Here is an 18,762-nt window from a genome sequence, read left to right on the forward strand (position 1 = left end):
AGGGCAGTTATATTCAGTTAAATGTTCTTCTGGTAATTGCACACCAGGATATTCAAAGATACGATAAATCAATTAAGTTTGAAATCAGAGATTTTGGAGATTAGGATTTTTTTCTATATTAGCCCACTGTAAATTATTGCCTCTAGTTATGAAATCTGGTATGTTTCTTTGCATATTTATTTTATTTTTTTCTGTGACAATGCGAGCGCAGGAGGATACGACTGCGCTGCAGAGAGGCACAATCTATCCCGGGTATATCATCACACAGGATAACGATACTGTGGAAGGCTGGCTCCTGAACATCAACTGCTGGCTCAACCAGCACCAGACTTTTTTTTACGATGATCCGGATAATCACAAGGGGCGGATTAAATACACGGCAAATGAACTCAAGGAGTACAAGGTCGGCAACAGGATTTACGAAAGTATCCGGTTTGAAGGACAATATAGTTCGCACAAGGACAACTTTTTCATGCGCATTATCACCGGTCCGATCTCCTATTACCTGTGGTACTATGATCCGGACAGAAGCAAGCTTTCACCGGTCAGCATGACGCTGAACGACATTTCTGATGCCTTGCTCTTTGAAGAGAATGAACTCAGCACTCAGGATCTCATCCGGAAGCTGGACGGAGAGATGACCAACCTGGGCCAGCTGAAATACCTGGTCAACTTTGATAAGAGTATGAGCAAACTGGTGAGCGATTACCCCGAGCTGGCTGAAAAGATCAAGAATAAAGAAGATGGCTACCAGTGGATCGACAAAGAAAAGATCATCCGGGAGTTCAACCAGTGGTACCTCGATAATCACTGAGCCATCTCCAAGAAAGATTTCATAAATTTTTATTTCTGATCCTTATCACTTATCTTACCGGGTGCACAGCCTAAGGAAAATACTACCTTGCCACAGGTATAGTGAAGACCTTGACTTTTTGTGAATGCCGATCCGGATCATTTGACCTCAGTACTAAAAAAGGTGGCTGATGACTTCCGGCTTGGACGGGTTAATTCTATGGGATTTGGGAAGCCAGACCTGGAAAAAGCAACACCGGAATTTTTATTGTAGCTGATAGTTAGCGGTCGGCGGTCAGCGGTCAACGGAATTTGGGATTTATACCGGTATCCCAAACCTCACCAGCGTCCCCCTTGCATTACCTTCATCATCTGCAAGATCCACGATCTCCAGCGTGATCTTTTGTTTCGCCCTGCGGTTCATCGCCGCGATCCGCTCCCGCGTGATTGCGGTGGCCAGCGATTTGTGGTCTTTATCCTGCTGCATCAGTATCTCCTGCGCCCGCTTTCGCCCAACTCCATCATCCTCCACTTCGAATATCGCTAAATCGTTACATCGCCTACATCGAATATCAATCCTCCCTTTCCCTTCCTTATGCTTTATTCCATGCTCGATGGCATTCTCGATCATGGGCTGCGCCAGCATCGGGGGGATCATCATGCTTTCCGTGTCAATGCCAGGATCGATATTGATCGTATAATCAAACAGATCTCCGTAGCGGACCTTTTGAAGCTCCAGGTAATTTTCAACGGTATCGATTTCTTCTTCCAGGGGAACGAACTCCCTGAACGAGCTGTCGAGTATGCTCCGCACCAGCTTTGAGAACCTCGACAGGTATTTTCCCGCTATCGCCGGCTTCTGGTTGAAGATGAAATTCTGGATGCTGACCAGGGAATTGAAGATGAAATGGGGGTTCATCTGGGAGCGCAGCAGTTTTTGTTGCAGGATCAACCTGTTCTGCCGTTCCCGCAGCCGGAACATGTAGAGGATGACCACGGCAAGACCAACGGTCAGGATCACCAGCCCGGCAAGACTGAACAACATGATCCGGGTCTGGTTGAGCCTGTAGGTCTTGAATTCATTTTCCCTTTCCAGGGAAGTGATCTGTTTCTCCTTCTGTTCGGTTTCATAGCGGGTCTGCAGTTCGATCATCGCCATGCTTTGCTCCAACCGGTTCAACGTATCCAAAGCATCCGTATGAGCAATATAGTATTTCAGCGCTTCATCCGATCTCTTTTTTGCTTCATAGAGCCTGTAAAGCATGTAATACATAGTGCTCCCATCCCCCCAGATCAGCATTTTCCATTGACTGGGCGACATTGGATAAAACAGTTCAAGGCCAAAGGTGACAATATGTTTCACTGAATCATGGGCATAAGATGAGTTTTTCAGCATGATTTCATTAAAAAATCCTTCCGCCTGCTTCAGGTATATTTCAGACCTGGCAATCTCATTTTTTTTGAAGTGAACCCATCCGATTTCCATAGCCATTTCACAGGCCCAGTATAACATCCCATGGTCCTTGTACCAGCTGAAGGCTTTCTGATAATAAAACAGGGCAGAATCCCACCTCCCTTCATACCTGTACATTTGTCCAAGCGTGAGCTCTGTGCGGGCCTTGATCCCCTGGACATTCAGGTTCTCATCAGGGAATGCAAGGGTCCTGTACATGTAGGTCCTGGCACTGTCCATTTCGTCTATACTCCAATAATCATATCCAATGGACCAGGTAATTATAGCATCGACAGCATGATCAAAGGGATTCTGCCGCATCAGATCCAATACCATCCTGAACATGCTGACTGCTTTCCCGGAATTGCCTGTCAGACGATAGGCCAAAGCCAATCCGCAATATGTCATTATAGTGTCTCTTGCATTTCCCACTGTTAAATTTCCACCGATACGCTCCCTGAAAACAGCCAGGGCCTTATATCCATATTCGATTGTTTTTTGACAATTTGCTGCCAGATAATGTGCCCTGGCAAGATCATAGTAAATCCATCCGATGGTGTGTTTATCATCTAACATTTCATAAATTGAAAAGGATTCCAGGAAATTATCCAGTGCTTTTGGGAAATTTCCCTGGTGTTGATAGATATACCCCCGGTTCCTGTACGCATCCGCGATCCCCCTTTCGTAATCCAGTTCCTGTGCCAGATCTATCGCCTCCTCCTCATAAGCCCTACTTCCGGCGGTGTCATTATAAAAAAGCATGACCGCCAGCCGGTTCAGAGTATTGACCTGCTCTTCTCCCCGCTGGTATGGCAACATCTGCCTGAGGCTGTCGACATTGTAATAAGGAAGGGTAAGGTATCTCTGAGGAAAGCAGGGTGTAGCAAGTAGTACAGCGAAGAGAAATGTTGGGGCAATTTTCATCCATTCATTGTTCTATTGTTCAATTGTCAAATTGTTATTCATTGACCAATTGTTCTATTGCCAACTGCCAACTGCTAACTGCCAACTACAAACTGCTGACTGCTGACTACTGACTATCCCCCCAGCCGATCGAACAGCTCCATCAGCTGCTCCCTCTTTCGGGAGGCTACCGGTACCCGGAAATTGCCCGTAAGAATGACTATTCCACCCTCTTTCTTGTCGAACCGGGAGATGTGACGCAGGTTGATCAGGTACGATTTATGCACCCTGAAAAATCCGAATTCGCCCAGCAGTTCTTCGTATTCCTTCAACCGGTTCGATACCAGGATCTTCTCACGATTCACAAGATAAAATTCAGTATAGCTGCTCTCTGTCGACTCGCAGTATATGATATCGCGGGTGTTGACCAGGTGGACGCTTTCGAAGGTCCGCAGCACGATCTTTTTCCCCATTTTATCACCGGGGGCCATATTGTCCTCGAGGGTGTCGAGCTGGATCTGGAGTTCCTGAGCGATCAGTTTCCTTGCTTTTGTCACTGCCTCGGCCAGTTCGTCCTCATCCACGGGTTTCAGCAGATATTCCAGGGCGCTGAACTTGAATGCCTTGACTGCGTACTGGTCGTATGCTGTAATAAAGATCACCTTGAAGTCGATGGGCTCCAGCAGTTTCAGCAGATCGAAGCCGGTGCCGTCGCCCATTTTGATATCCAGGAATACGAGGTCGGGGTGATTTCGCCGGATCGCTTCCACGCCGGTTCGTACCCCATCGGCCATGGCAGCGAGCTTTACGTTGGGGCATGCCGTTTTCAGCATCGTTTCCAGCGTTTGCCGCATCGGGGCTTCATCGTCGATTATGACCGCACGAAGCATCTCTGAGGGAAAATTTTTCCTAAAGATACGCATAGCGGGGCAAAATCCAAATAACAAAATCCAAAATTCTTAATTGGCTGCAAGCTACAAGCTACAAGCTGCAAGCTTTTGGTTTCAAGTTGCAGGTTACAGGTTGCAGGTTTTTATTGCCAACTGCCAACTGCCAACTGCCAACTGCCAACTGCCAACTGCCAACTGCCAACTGCCTACCGCATCACCACCATCTTCACCGTTTCCGTTTGCTCTCCAGCCTGCAGTCGGACCAGGTAGATCCCTGCGGGCAAATCAGATCCACCCAAACGGACCACATATTCACCTGCCTGTTGTTTTTCATGCACCAGATTCCTGACCATTTGCCCCTGAACATCATAGATCTCAAGTGTAACATATCTGATATCTGATATCTGATATCTGATATCTGATATTCCGGAGGTCGGATTGGGAAATACCTTCACTATCTTATTCGCAGATGGTTCAAAATCTTCAGTCCCGGTAGATAATCCCCATGTTTCATAACAACCCATGTCAATTTCGGATTGCATTATTCTATCATTGCCACAAAGGCATGCAGGTGGAATACTATAATTTTGAGGCAGGTATGTTGTATTTTGTGTTCCAACATTGTGACAGCAGGAGGTTGAATCCAATACGAACAGAAATCCATTCATTGGAATAAAAACAGGATCACAATTGATATTATGGAGGTACTCTCCCTGGAATCCAGGGGTAATTCCATTCATTCCATCCTCAACATCACTGTAATATATATTTAATACAGGAAGCGGGTTTAGTGTCAAAATACTGATCTGGTTAGCTTCAATATCTGCCGTATTTGCCCAGAATATACAATTGGTGAAAGTTGTTGTACCTCCGAATTCCAGTTCATAGGCTCCACCTTCACTCACAGAATGATTATCGGCAAAAGTGCAGTTCACGAAATGAGGGTTGCTGTTATCCCAGGATAATCCGGCGCCCCCACCTCCTCCTGCGTAAGTGGATTCGTTGTCATAGAACAGGCAATTATCAACAACAGGATTTGAATTGGTTCCTATCATGATGGCGCCGCCCCAGCTTGATGAATTATCATGGAAAATGCAGTGGGAAATATGAATGGAGCAATCGAACATGGCAAGCGCTCCCCCGGCCGGGTTATTCGTGGTGAATTTATCGGCGCTGTTGTATCTGAAAACACAATGACTGATATCAATGTTATTCACTAAATTAATACGAATAGCCCCGCCGCAGTTATAGCCAGTTTCCAGGCCATAAGCATAGCTGTATTCAAAAATACAATGCTTTAAAACCGAATTCGGGTTCGTTGCCGGTGTCTGATCCCAGACCATTCCACCCCATTTGACATCCGGGTCGCAGGCAGTAAACAATATTGGAAGCGCTTCGGTTCCTTCGGCATGCAGGCATCCCTGGATATCGAACCGCTCGGCTGAACTGAACTTAACTTCAACACCGGGTTCAATGGTCAATGTTTCACCATCGGGGATTTTGATATAGCCCATGATGATATAGGGCGAACCTGCCAAAGTCCAGGTGCCGCTGACTTCATTGTCCCAGATAAGAGTTTCGTCGGATAGCACCGGTTTGAGTTCTCCCAAGGTAATTTCATGAAAAACGCCGTCCCGTCCATTGGTAGTTATATTACCACTCACCCCCTGCCCTTCCATATAGGTTCTCATGGAATGGCCTGCCAGGTCTTTCAGAAATGAAGCGGCCACATGCCGGGCATTGGCCGTGGCATTTGCCGAAATATCGGTAAGGGTTGAAGGACTTGACTGGCTCGACCAGGTGTAATTTATTGTTCCCACATCGCGGGTTCCGTAATTCGTGTCGATCACGTATTCAAGGATAGGCTCACCTGCGATTTCCAAAGTAACTGCATTTCCGTAATGATGATACCAGTGCGTACTGCCATTCAGCCCCCAGTCAATGCCTTCGATGTTATTGCCAAGCGTGGAAAGTCCGGATTTTATTTTAAGCTGGTCAATGGTATATCCCTTGTATTCCAGTTGTGCGTTAAGGTTGGGAAATCCTGTTCCTGCACCTGTGAAGTGGCATAGCGCTGCTTCGGGATCCGGGTCAATGTTGTCGTAATCGCGCGAAGTAATATAATACGCCATCCACCAGTTGATACCATTGTATGTAAAGGTATGGCCATACGCCTGGGGCTCGGGACCCGAACCATCGGCATCCCATGCGACAACGCCTTCATGGTCTGTCACCAGACCGGTAAACGGAAGTATGGGAAAACCCTTTTCGAGGTATCCGTCAATCACATCGAAATATAATCCGTCAATCCTGCTGTTACCCGAAAAAAACACACCTGTTGAAGTCAGTTTACCTACCAGCCTCAGCTCCCAACCATCCATGTCCTGTAAAAAGGCTGCTGCAACCTCCTGCACTGGAATGGAACTGTTTTGAGAATGATCAAACGGACGGGTAAAACTGGTTTCAAACTGCCAGATGCCAGGATTGGAATGATCATAAGCAGTGAAGACATTTTTGCAATAAAACAAGATCATTGGTTCGCCATCCAGTTCAATGTAGCAATAACCGTCATATCTGTTCAAATAATGCTTGTTGCCGTCGGTAAACCAGTCCTCGCCTTCAATATCATTCCCTTCAATAAGCAACCCATGTTTTATTTTAACCTGTCCGGGCAAAAAGCCATAGCTGGACAGCGCTTGCTCAAAAAGCGGGAATCCGGTCATTCCTGGCAAAAAATGACAAAATGCCGCATTCGGTTCGGGATCGATGTCATCGTAATCCCTTGAAGCGCTATAGTAGCGTGAGCTGCCATAGCCGAAAGGATGAGGATGGCCTGCAGCGGCAGGTTCAGGGCCTGTGCCGTCGGCATCCCAAACGGCAATGCCTTCGTGATCTGCCGATAATCCCTCGAACGGGATCTGGGCATTTGAATACAGAATGGTCAGCACGATCATCGCAATGGCTAACCCTGTTGTTTGAAGTAATGTATTAGTTTTCATAAGAACCTCCTTTTTTTTGAGACCTTTTCATATGTTAAATTGTTAAACTGCTAATTGCTGATCCTTCGGGCTTCGCCCTCAGGACATGCTGCCAACTGCCTATTATCAGGCTGCCAGTATAAAATTACTGCACCAAAAAAGTGAAAATGAAACAGATGCATTGTCGCGCGGGAGAGATACAGGACCGGTGGGGATGGATACTTAAACGCTGGAAGCTAAAGCAAATCCTAAATTCCAAGCAAGTGATTGCCCTATTAAGATCCTGATTCATTCCTCCCTCCCTTACCCGTAGGGCATATCGTATTGTAGCAGGTAGGTGGCCGAATTCCCCTCCCTTGCCCGTAGGGCAAGCAGTATTGTACCATAATGGCATGAAATGATTCAATACCCCGTAGGGGTTCCAGATTTATGTTTATCCCCTACGGGGAATAAAATCATTGGATGATCCCATTGAGCTACAATTCTTTAACCGCTACGCGGTAAAATACAAATAAAGGAGTACAGATCAGTGTTTTACTGCATACAGTTTATTTGATAAGATGATATTTCTTCCGGGATTTGTTTTTGATTTGGATCTTGTGATTTGTTTGGATTTTGGAAGTTGGGATTTGGAATTTTTTTATGTGGTTGTTCGGATTTACCTTGCTAACATATCCGAAGGTGTAAAAACGTGGAATCCGGGAAGCGCTTTACCGGGTCTTTCTTTAAGAAATAACGCTTTAATGACAGATTTGCTTTCAACAAACGGGAATGCCGCAATTTTACTGTCAATTGAAGAGGCCAGTTCCCCGACAGGTACCTTATCCGACCATTTCACTTCCCCGACAAGCAAGCTGCTTCTATCCAGAGATTCTGATAAAAGGTCAATTTCCATCGCTTTTTTATCTGTTCCGGTACCCCACCAGCGGGAAGCCGGATTAAATTTTTTACCGTCGATGACCATCTCATGTATCATTTTTCTGCATAAATCTTCCCATAAACCCGACAGATATGAATTATACTTCGCATCAATCCCCTGCCAGACCTCTTCGATCATACCAGATTCGAGCCTGCTTTTATTGGGGATAAGGAAATTGAAGTAGAAATTCAGGAAGGGATCATCAATCTTATAAAGGCTTCGTTTGGCGGATCTCCCAGATTCTCCGAAGGGTACTTCACGACGAATGTATCCCTGGTTGATAAGGAATCCAAAAAGACGCGACAGCTGAGTCACCGGTTTTCCTAATCTTCTGGCAATTTCGGATGGTTTGTGCACACCGGAGCCGATCAGGCTCATTACGGAAAAAGCCTGCACGGATGTCCTCATCTCATCGGAAAATAGACGTTCAGGTTCCTCGTAAAGGATACCGTTTTGATCGAGTATGCTTTTTTTTACAGCTTCTGTAAAATCCTTGTATTCTTTCCTGATTTCCCAGTATCTGGGGACGCCACCCCAGGCACCATATTCCATGACAGCTTCTTCCGGACGGAGTGACAAGAAAGTATGCATCTCTTTTATTCCCATGGGTTTTACCCGGATGATTTCATCACATCGTCCATAGAGTGGTGAGCTGCTGTCCAGGACCATACTGTACATCATTTGCTGGGAGGATCCGCAGAGGATCAGATGAAAATTCCTCTTATCAGATTCTTCTGTTATTTTTTGTAAAATTGAAGGCAACTCCGGGCTGTTTTTAACCAGGTAGGGAAATTCGTCAATACAAATAATTGTCCTTGATTTCAGGACAGAATTCAGACTATGGAACAAACTTTCCCAGTCGGGATAGACAGGTCTGGAAAAACCGGGTGCAAGGGCATCCACCTGTTTTGCAAGCGCCAGGATCTGGAGGGGTGGTTCTCTTAAATCCGCAGAAAAATATAGGGCATGAGGGGGAAGCACCCGATGCAACAATGTCGACTTTCCACACCTGCGCCGGCCATAGACAACGATCAGCTGTGGTTTTTCCTTAACGAAAGCATTCTGCAGCCTTTCAATTTCCTTCTCTCTGTTGACAAACATATGACTATTCATTTTGAAAATTATGTTTGACAAAAATAATGCTTTTCAAGCATAAATGATGACGTTTCCTGTTATTTTTTCTTACAAAATCCTACAGGGAATAAATCCCAAATCCCAAGGTCCAAAATCCAAACAAATCCCAAATTCCAGGATCCAAATTACAAACACTGTGATTGCCCTATTTAAATCCTGATTCATTCCCCCTTCCCTTGCCCATAGGGCATATCGTATTGTAGCAGGTAGGTGACCGAATTCCCTTTCCTTGCCCGCAGGGCATATAGTATTGTAGCATCATGGCATGAAATGATTCAATACCCCGTAGGGGTTCCAGATTTATGTTTATCCCCTACGGGGAATAAAATCATTGGATGATCCCATTGAGCTACAATTCTTTAACCGCTACGCGGTAAAATACAAATAAAGGAGTACAGATCAGTGTTTTACTGCATACAGTTTATTTGATAAGGTGATTTGTTTGTGATTTGGATCTTGTGATATGTTTGGAATTTGGATGTTGGGATTTGGGATTTGCCTGGATTATGGTGCCTGGGATTTGGGATTTGCGAAAAGCTTGAAGATCCCGCCTTGCGGTGGGATCTTTGTGGAGTTTACCCCGCAGAATGCGGGGCTTCGACTTGCTGCTTGAAGCTATTAACCTGCAACATGTACCTTGCAACATGCAACACACGTCATAAAATCAACTTTCCCGCGTTAATAATCCAAATAAACCCTATTTTTGCACCCGCAAAGTTGTAGAGTGAATTTAATATTAAATAATTGAAAATCAAAATAGTAAGACTATGAACAAGATTAAAGTCGGCATCAACGGTTTTGGAAGGATTGGAAGAAACGTAATGAAAATAGCACTCGAGCGCGGCAACATCGAGATCATCGGCATCAATGACCTGACCAGCACAAGTGTCCTGGCTCATCTGTTAAAGTACGATTCCACCCAGGGAAAATTCAACGGAACGGTTTCCTTTGATGATACGAATCTTATCATTAACGGGGTCAGGATCCCTGTAACGGCCGAAAGAAGCCCGATCAACATCCGCTGGGCCACATCACCGGATGTTGTTGTGGAATCTACCGGTGTGTTCCGCTCCAAAGAGAGTGCAAAGGGAGGGTACGGCGACCACCTGAAGAACGGTGCAAAGAAAGTGATCCTAACCGTTCCTGCAAAGGACGACATTGACCGCATGATCGTCATCGGAGTGAACGACAATGACCTGAAAGAGACCGATCAGTGCATTTCCAATGCTTCTTGCACGACGAACTGCCTGGCACCGGTCGCCAAGGTGCTCAACGACCGGTTCGGCATCGAAAATGGCTTCATGACAACCATCCATTCCTATACGAATGATCAAGTGATCCTTGACGGACCTCATACCGATCTGCGCCGGGCGCGCTCCGCTGCCATCTCGCAGATCCCGACCACAACGGGCGCTGCCCGGGCAGTCGGCAAGGTAATCCCTGCCCTCAAGGGAAAACTGGATGGAATGGCTATCCGCGTCCCCACCCCTACAGGGTCCGTTGTCGACCTGGTAGTCAACCTGAAGGTGGAAGTGACTAAAGATGAAGTCAACAAGGCGATCAAGGAAGCTGCCGAAGGCCCGATGAAGGGGATCCTCGAATATACCGAAGACCCGATCGTATCGGTCGATATCATCCATAACCCTCATTCATCGATTTTTGATGCACTGAGCACCATGGTCATGGGCAAAACGGTCAAGATCCTTTCGTGGTACGACAATGAATGGGGCTACTCGGTGAGGGTCGTCGACCTCATTGAGAGAGCATTTTAATGATTTCAGGATAAGAAAAATTGGTGTAGCTTTGTGGCTGCACATTTTACCCGATGTCCTTTTTCTCACGCCGAATCCCGGTAAAAACGCGCTTTTACGTTCCTATTGTGACCGGTATCATCATTATGGCGATGATCATCACCATCATCACCATCGCGATGGTACGGCGTAATATTTACCGTTCCCTGGAACGTAATCTGTCGACGGAGGTCCAGACGATCGTTAAAATGTTTGAGCGTGAAAGAGCACTGAAACTGGACAAGGTCCATCGTGACCTGAAAGTCGCGCACGAGTTGTTTTACCAGGATTCACTGGTGATAGGACAAGAAACCTTCGAGGTTCCTGTCCTTAATCAGGTTTCCGGCACTCTGCATCAGGCCGGGCTTCAAAAGTGGTACCTGGCCGGCAAAGAACTTTATCAGAATTACGATTTCATCGATCGTGTTCATTTTCTTACCGATGCGACCGTTACACTTTTTCAGAAGATCGACAGCGGTTTTGTGAGGATCTCCACCAACGTGTTGAAGGAAGACAGCAGCCGGGCCATCGGGACATTTATTCCCCTGGACTCCAGCGTGGCAGACACGATCAACCGAATGAAAACTTTTTTCGGGCGTGCCTTTGTCGTGAATGACTGGTATATTACTGCTTATGAACCCATCCTGTCACAAGGGGAAATCGTGGGCATGCTTTATGTCGGGGATAAGGAAAAAGACCTGGACAAACTACGCGAAGTCCTTCGTGACCTTAAAATCGGGAAATCAGGATTTCCCTTTGTCATGGATGATCAGGGCACCCTGATCATTCACCCGGCACTCCAGGGAGAAAAATACGGTGACGATGACCTGTTTGAAAAGATTGCCCGAATGAAGGAAGGACTGATCATCAGCAGGGGTGGTCCGGGACGGGAGAAGAACATGATCGCCTTTGATTACTATGAGGACTTTAGGTTTTACATTGGCGTAACCCTGCCCGTCAAGGAAGAAACCGCCCAGATCCTGAACAAGATCATTCTCAATTCCCTGATCCTTTCCCTTATCATCATCCTGGCCTTTTCCATCTTTGTTTATTATCTCACGATTGAAAATGTCAGAAAATTCCTGGGAGAACTTGAAGTTTCACAGGCTCAGCTTGACAGTACCAAAAGTGCACTGGCTCAGTCGGAACAGCATTTCAAGACCCTGTTCAACAACAGCAGCGATGATATTTTTGTACTGGATATGGAGGGAAACTTCCTGGAGGTGAATCAGGTGGCCTGCGATAACCTTGGGTACAGCCCCGAAGAATTCAAACGGATGAACTTCAGGGATATCAAGACACCGAAATTCCTGGATAAAGTTGACCGAAACCTGGAAACCATCCGTATGCTTGGCAAATACCGTTATGAGTCGGAGAATGTGGCAACAAGCGGCAGGGTGATCCCGGTGGAAATGAACAGCAGGATCATTGAATACAGGGGAAAGAAAGTCATCCTGACCATTGCCAGGGATATTACGGAGCGCAAGGAGGTTGAAGAAAAGATCCTGCGAACGATCATCCAGACCGAAGAGCGGGAGCGAAAACGGTTCGTTGCCGACCTGCACGACGGGCTGGCACCTATTCTGTCGACCATCAAGCTTTATACGGATATCCTGAAGAAGGGCAACTTTAAAAAGATCGATAAAGGGGAAGCGATTGCCAACGTGGAAGAGCTGGTGGACATGGCCATCAAGTCAACACGGGAGATCTCCAACAACATCCGGCCTTCGCTGCTACAGGATTTTGGCCTGGCAGCTGCCATCCACGAATTCACCTCCTATGTCAAGGCAACGCACGCCGTTGACATTGAGGTGAATACACAGCAATACACGATCGATCACCGTGGAATCGAGGAAACCATCCTCTACCAATCCGTTCAGGAACTGATCAACAACACCCTGAAGCATTCAAAAGCGGATCATATCAAGATCGACCTGAAGAGCTTCGACAATCAGATCATCCTGTACTACCGCGATAACGGGATTGGTTTTGACCTCACTGCGGAACTGAAGAAAAATACCGGATACGGTCTCAACAATATCATCAATAAAATGAAAACCATCAAGGGATCCTGCGATATCAACACCGAAGTGGGGAAAGGGATGTTTTTGATCGCCTCGGTAAGGATCCCGGAAAACAATGCCTGACATGGATATCATCAAAGTCATGATCGTGGATGATCACATCATCTTTCGTAAAGGATTGCGGACCATACTCAATGAGATCGATGAACTGAAGGTGGTGGCGGAGGCTTCCAACGGCGTCGAACTGATGGATGCCCTGAAAAAAATCCAGACCGATGTTATCTTCATGGACATCCGGATGCCCATGATGGATGGGATCGAGGCCACTAAAAAAGTCACTGCGAAATACCCGGATGTCAAAATAATCGCACTGACCATGTTCGAGGAAGTGAGTTACTTCAACGAGATGATCGAGGCCGGAGCCGCTGGGTTCCTGCTGAAAAAGACCACAACGAAGGAACTCAAAACGGCCATTGATGCCGTTCTCCGCGACGATACCTACTTTTCTGAGGAATTTATCGCTTCTGCCAGCAAGTATCAGAGGATCAAGCCCAAAGGACCCGATGTCAGGCTCTCCGACCGCGAGTTGGAGGTGCTTGAACTGATCTGCAAAGGAAACTCCAATGCAGAGATTGCCAAATTATTAGGGGTCAGCCAGCGAACCGTGGACGGACACCGTGCCCACCTCTTCGAAAAAACCGGTGCCAGAAATGCCCCCAACCTGGTGCTCTATGCGGTGAAACATGGACTGATCAGGACCTGATGGCACATCACAGACCCCGGAACGGATAAATCCCAGCCAGATTCCGGGTGAGTGACGGAGTTTTACACTGTCTCCGGACGAAAATCCAATGTGTAAAACACCTATACCTCAAAAAATAATCTTTTTTTTTAATTTTTTTCTGTTTGCCGGTGGGTCATTTCCAATGCTTTCAGTCGAAGGATCCCGATGGAGTTCAGTTCTGCTTAGTGACTTTAAGTATTTGAAAAACAATATTATAACTATTGAAATATAGGTGTTTCCACCTGTTTTCCGCGTGCACCTTCCACTCTTGCAGGGTCTGTGTTCCCGCTCTAATTTTGCGACTGAATCGAAATAGCAGGTACCATCTTTATTTTAATAAGACAATTTATGGAAGCACAGAAAATTTTAATTGTAGATGACGACGTTGATGTGATCAATGTCATCACGACTATCCTCGAAAATGAAGGATATGAAGTTATTTCAGCCTTTGATAAGGATGAGGGGCTGCAGCTGGCCCGTGATAAAAAGCCTGATCTGGCTATTCTTGATGTGATGATGACAACCCATTATGAGGGATTTGAGATGGCCAAGGAATTGAGTGAAGATCGCACCTTCCGGACGATGCCCGTATTGATGCAAACTTCCATCGATGTTCTGGTAACCACCAAGGAAAGTGTCAGGGAAATGGCCCGGGAGTTCAGAGCCGATCCTCATTACAGTGAATTGCAGGTGATCCTGGTCCGGGATGTGGTTTCAGGTAACTGCGGGGTGGATTACCTTACGGAAGACGGACGCTCGATCTGGTTACCGGTGAACGGTTTTCTCAGAAAACCCGTGGATGCCCGGAAATTGCTCTACGAGATCAAAGCTCAGCTTGAGAAGCAGGCAGCACATTCTTAAACCTATCCAACTGCCACTGAGGGAATCCACGGAAACTTAATTAACCAGAGGATAATGAAAACAGATGTTAAAGAGGTACTGGAAAATCATCAGCAGGGTGGTCGCGACAGTCTGATACCCATCTTGCAGGAAATTCAGGAAAGAGAGGGTTATCTTTCGGAAGAAGCTGTGGTTGCTGTTGGAAAGCATTTGCATATTCCTTCAAGCCGCATTTATGGGGTAGCCACCTTTTATAATCAGTTCAGGTTTCAGCCTACCGGCAAATACCATATCCAGGTCTGCCGTGGCACCGCCTGTCACGTGCTTGGATCGGCCACGGTGCTGGCGCACCTGGAAAAGTTGCTGAACATCAAAGCAGGGCAGACCACGCGCGACGGATTGTTCAGCATTGAGATCGTTGCATGCATTGGCGCCTGTGGACTGGCACCGGTCATCAACATCAGCGGCGAGTTTCATGCAAGGGTTGACGAGGCCAGGGTAGCCGCCATTATTGAGGAATACAGAAAAAGGGAGGAAACGTTATGATCACTGAAACGATGACTGACGTAAGGCAAATACTGATGGAAAAGCTCCTCAACGGGGAGACGGAACCACATTCTCACTCTTCGGGGGATCTGCTTCGGGCATTGCGCCGGGAAACTCTTCTGAAACCGGTGATCTATATTGGATCCGGAACGTGCGGACTGGGTGCGGGCGCGGATAAGACACAGCAGGCTGTGAACCGTTACCTGGATGAAAAAGGTATTGATGCCGACATTGTTCAGGTTGGTTGTATTGGCATGTGTTCGGCTGAGCCGCTGCTGGATGTCCAGTTGCCGGGCAGGAACCGTCTTTGCTTCCAGAAGGTCACCGCGGATAAGGTTGTTAGTCTTCTGGATTCCGCTCTCAAGGGGGAGCCTTCCGAGGAAGACATCCTGGGGCAGTTTCGCAACGGGCATACCAGCGCATGGGACAGGATTCCCTTTTTGGATGAGCACCCGTTTTTTGCCCGGCAGACACGGATTGTTTTGAAAAACTGTGGGATCATTGATCCTGTCAGCATCCGGGAATACATTGCCCATGGCGGTTATCAGAGCCTGCTCACGGTTTTGCAGACCTGCACGTCCCTTGATGTATGCAACAAGGTGGAGATCAGTGGTTTACGTGGACGTGGTGGTGGTGGGTTCCCTACCGGAAAGAAATGGAAGTTTGCCAACCAAACGGAAGCAGATCAGAAGTATCTGATCTGCAATGCAGATGAGGGAGATCCCGGAGCATTCATGGACAGAGCAGTGATCGAGGGAGACCCTTACCGTTTGATCGAGGGGATGACCATTGCAGCCTATGGTATTGGCGCTTCCAAAGGATATGTGTACATCCGTGCCGAGTACCCGCTGGCCATCCAAAGGTTACGCATCGCGATGGATCAGGCCCGTAGCTATGGATTGCTGGGAAAAGACCTTGCAGGATCGGGATTCGATTTTGACATCACGGTCAAGATGGGGGCCGGTGCTTTTGTCTGCGGGGAAGAAACAGCCCTGATGCACAGCATCGAGGGAAAGCGCGGGATGCCGCGTCCCAGGCCTCCTTTTCCGGCTGTCAGTGGCCTTTTTGGCAAACCTACTGTCATCAATAATGTGGAAACCCTGGCCAATTTACCGGTCATCTTTGAAAAGGGTGAAGCCTGGTTCAGTTCAATGGGAACGGCCACCAGCAAGGGTACCAAGGTGTTTGCCCTGTCGGGCAAGATCAGTCGTACAGGTCTTGTGGAGATCCCGATGGGTACTCCGCTGCGGGATATCATCTTCACTATGGCGGGTGGCATACGCAACGGCAAGAAATTCAAGGCCGTGCAGATCGGAGGCCCCTCCGGCGGCTGCATAACCGAAGCAAACCTGGATATTCAGATCGACTATGAGTCGCTGATCAGGGCAGGGGCCATGATGGGAAGCGGAGGACTGGTGGTGATGGACGAGGATACCTGCATGGTGGATGTGGCCAAATTCTTCATGGACTTCATCCAGCGCGAAAGCTGTGGTAAATGTATTCCCTGCCGGGAAGGAACCCGAAGAATGCTGGAGATCCTGGAGAGCATCACTTCCAAACCAGTCAATACAGGAAATCAATCCCTGACACGCTTCAGGGGAATCATTCAACTGGAGAAACTGGCAAAAGTGATCAGGGAAACCTCTTTGTGCGGACTGGGCCAAACGGCTCCCAATCCGGTACTGAGCACGCTCCGCTGGTTCAGGGACGAGTATGAATCGCATATCTACGAACGGAAGTGCCCGGCGGGTGTCTGTACGGATCTGAGAACGTTCCGCATCGATGTGGACAAATGCACCGGATGTACGGTTTGCGCAAAGAAATGTCCTACCGGTGCCATCATCGGTGCCAGGAAAACAGCGCATTTCATTGTGGAGGAGAAATGCATCGGTTGCGGCAGCTGTGAGGAAGCCTGTAAATTCGGTGCTATTTTTATAAGGGAGTAATGCTCCGATAAAAAACCAAGGAACTATGGATTGTATGATAGAAGTCAATAACAAGAAGATTGAGGCAACGAAGGGAGAATTACTGATCGATGTCCTTTCAAGGAATGGCATCAGGGTCCCGACGCTCTGCCACATGAAAAATTATCTGCCCTCCGGCTCATGCCGGATGTGTGTGGTGGAAAACCTGGCGAATGGGAAACTGATCACCTCCTGTTCCTATCCTGTGGAGGAGGGTATGAAAATTCAGACCCACTCCCAGCGGGTGGTCGAATCCCGTAAGGTGATCGTGGAACTCCTGTTGTCAAATCATCCTGATGATTGCCTGTACTGTGTGCGTAACGGCAAGTGCACCCTGCAGGATCTGGCCGGTGAGCACAATGTGACTGAACGACGGATCAGCGGAAAGAAAAATGATTATCACAAGGATCTATCCAGTGCGAGTATTGTCCGCGATCCGGACAAATGCATCCTTTGCGGCAGATGTGTCAGGGTTTGTGAAGAGGTGATGGATGTGTCGGCCATTGATTACATCAACCGCGGAAGCAGATCCGTCATCGGAACGGCTTTCAACAAGGGACTGAACGTCTCCAGTTGTGTGAACTGCGGGCAGTGCATCCTGGTATGTCCAACCGGAGCCCTTTCCGAAAGGCCCCATATCAATGAAGTGCAGATGGCTTTGAACGACCGGGATCAGATGGTGATCGTGCAGTACGCGCCTGCGGTAACGGTATCCATTGCCGAAGAGTTTGGTCTTGAACCGGGCGCCGACCTGAATGGCCTGCTGAATGCAGCCCTTCGGAAGATAGGTTTTGACCGGGTTTTTGATACATCGTTCTCAGCTGATTTAACGATCATGGAAGAGTCGGCCGAGTTGATCCATCGCATCCAAAACAACGGTGTTCTGCCTATGATCACCAGTTGCTGTCCGGCCTGGATCAAGTTTGCGGAGGAATTTGCCCACGACATGCTCCCGAATCTTTCCACGTGCAAATCGCCACAGCAGATGCTGGGAGCCGTCATCAAGAGCTATATCAGCGAAAGGGAACACAAGGATCCGCACCAGATCTACTCGGTATCGGTGATGCCCTGTGTGGCCAAGAAATTTGAGGCGCAGCGGGAGAACATGACCCACCGGGGCATTACGGATGTTGACGCGGTATTGTCGACCCGGGAACTCATCCAGCTGATCCGCCTGTACGGTATTGAAATTGATAAACTTGAACCCCAGACAGCGGATTCTCCGCTGGGTGTGCGAAGCTCTGCCGGAAAGCTTTTTGGCAACACGGGGGGAGTGATGGAAGCTGCCATTCGTACAGCCTACTTCAAACTTACCGGAAAAGATCTGGTCAGTTTCAGGGTCCCTGAAATCAGGGGACTCAAAGGAAGGAAGGAAACGCGTATCCGGATCGGTGACCTGGAGCTGGGGGTGGCTGTGGTGAGTGGTTTAAAAAATGCCCGCCTGTTGCTGGATGAGATCCGCAACGGCAGAAACGACATTCATTTCATTGAAGTGATGGCCTGTCCGGGTGGGTGTGTGGCCGGAGGAGGGCAGCGCGTGGGATGCGGAGAATCAGATATTCTGGCCCGAATGCGGACGCTCTATGCCATCGACGATCAGGAAACGATAAAAATGTCGCACAAAAATCCCGAGGTTATTGAGCTGTACCAGGAATTCCTGGGAGAGCCTCTCGGGCACAAGAGTCATGAATTGCTTCATACAAGCTATATTGAACGTGATGTGATGTTGTAGCAATGAAGGAAGT

The 18,762-nt window shown here is 47.7% G+C and carries 12 protein-coding genes; 8 read left to right on the forward strand and 4 right to left on the reverse strand.

Translation table 11 applies throughout. The features are described 5' to 3' along the window. Window positions 1-199 precede the first annotated feature (199 nt). The gene (locus tag PKI34_03420; protein HNS16853.1) at window positions 200-814 is read left to right on the forward strand and encodes a hypothetical protein; all 615 of its coding nucleotides are present in this window, start codon (window positions 200-202) and stop codon (window positions 812-814) included. Between the two features lie 297 nt (window positions 815-1,111). Here PKI34_03420 and PKI34_03425 read toward each other — a convergent pair whose 3' ends face one another. From PKI34_03425 to PKI34_03440, 4 genes are all read right to left on the reverse strand, one after another. Beyond that, entirely contained in the window at window positions 1,112-3,169 is a 2,058-nt protein-coding gene (locus PKI34_03425; protein HNS16854.1) for a tetratricopeptide repeat protein, read from the reverse strand. Window positions 3,170-3,282: 113 nt separating this feature from the next. Continuing rightward, window positions 3,283-4,038: a LytTR family DNA-binding domain-containing protein gene (locus PKI34_03430; protein HNS16855.1), complete on the reverse strand. Its 756-nt coding sequence runs from the start codon at window positions 4,036-4,038 to the stop codon at window positions 3,283-3,285. 206 nt (window positions 4,039-4,244) lie between these two features. Continuing rightward, window positions 4,245-7,037, reverse strand: coding sequence for a T9SS type A sorting domain-containing protein (locus PKI34_03435; protein HNS16856.1), 2,793 nt, complete (start codon window positions 7,035-7,037; stop codon window positions 4,245-4,247). Between the two features lie 637 nt (window positions 7,038-7,674). Continuing rightward, window positions 7,675-9,036: an ATP-binding protein gene (locus PKI34_03440; GenBank protein HNS16857.1), complete on the reverse strand. Its 1,362-nt coding sequence runs from the start codon at window positions 9,034-9,036 to the stop codon at window positions 7,675-7,677. A gap of 800 nt (window positions 9,037-9,836) precedes the next feature. Here PKI34_03440 and gap point away from each other — a divergent pair. The 7 genes from gap to PKI34_03475 all read left to right on the forward strand — a co-directional run bounded on the left by gap (window position 9,837) and on the right by PKI34_03475 (window position 18,749). Further along, the gene (gene gap, locus PKI34_03445; protein ID HNS16858.1) at window positions 9,837-10,841 is read left to right on the forward strand and encodes a type I glyceraldehyde-3-phosphate dehydrogenase; all 1,005 of its coding nucleotides are present in this window, start codon (window positions 9,837-9,839) and stop codon (window positions 10,839-10,841) included. A gap of 131 nt (window positions 10,842-10,972) precedes the next feature. Beyond that, complete coding sequence (locus tag PKI34_03450; protein HNS16859.1) at window positions 10,973-13,006, forward strand: Cache 3/Cache 2 fusion domain-containing protein; 2,034 nt, start codon at window positions 10,973-10,975, stop codon at window positions 13,004-13,006. A 1-nt stretch (window position 13,007) separates the two neighbouring features. After that, window positions 13,008-13,646 carry a response regulator transcription factor gene (locus PKI34_03455; protein HNS16860.1) on the forward strand — a complete coding sequence of 213 codons (639 nt, stop codon included), beginning with the start codon at window positions 13,008-13,010 and terminating at the stop codon, window positions 13,644-13,646. Window positions 13,647-14,015: 369 nt separating this feature from the next. Next, the gene (locus PKI34_03460; protein HNS16861.1) at window positions 14,016-14,528 is read left to right on the forward strand and encodes a response regulator; all 513 of its coding nucleotides are present in this window, start codon (window positions 14,016-14,018) and stop codon (window positions 14,526-14,528) included. Window positions 14,529-14,582: 54 nt separating this feature from the next. Continuing rightward, the gene (gene nuoE, locus PKI34_03465) at window positions 14,583-15,053 is read left to right on the forward strand and encodes an NADH-quinone oxidoreductase subunit NuoE (protein HNS16862.1); all 471 of its coding nucleotides are present in this window, start codon (window positions 14,583-14,585) and stop codon (window positions 15,051-15,053) included. A gap of 11 nt (window positions 15,054-15,064) precedes the next feature. After that, the gene (locus tag PKI34_03470; GenBank protein ID HNS16863.1) at window positions 15,065-16,999 is read left to right on the forward strand and encodes an NADH-ubiquinone oxidoreductase-F iron-sulfur binding region domain-containing protein; all 1,935 of its coding nucleotides are present in this window, start codon (window positions 15,065-15,067) and stop codon (window positions 16,997-16,999) included. Between the two features lie 25 nt (window positions 17,000-17,024). Then, window positions 17,025-18,749, forward strand: coding sequence for an NADH-dependent [FeFe] hydrogenase, group A6 (locus PKI34_03475; protein HNS16864.1), 1,725 nt, complete (start codon window positions 17,025-17,027; stop codon window positions 18,747-18,749). The last annotated feature ends 13 nt before the right edge of the window (window positions 18,750-18,762 follow it).

The organism is Bacteroidales bacterium, from assembly GCA_035342335.1.
Taxonomy (GTDB): Bacteria; Bacteroidota; Bacteroidia; order Bacteroidales; family JAGONC01; genus JAGONC01.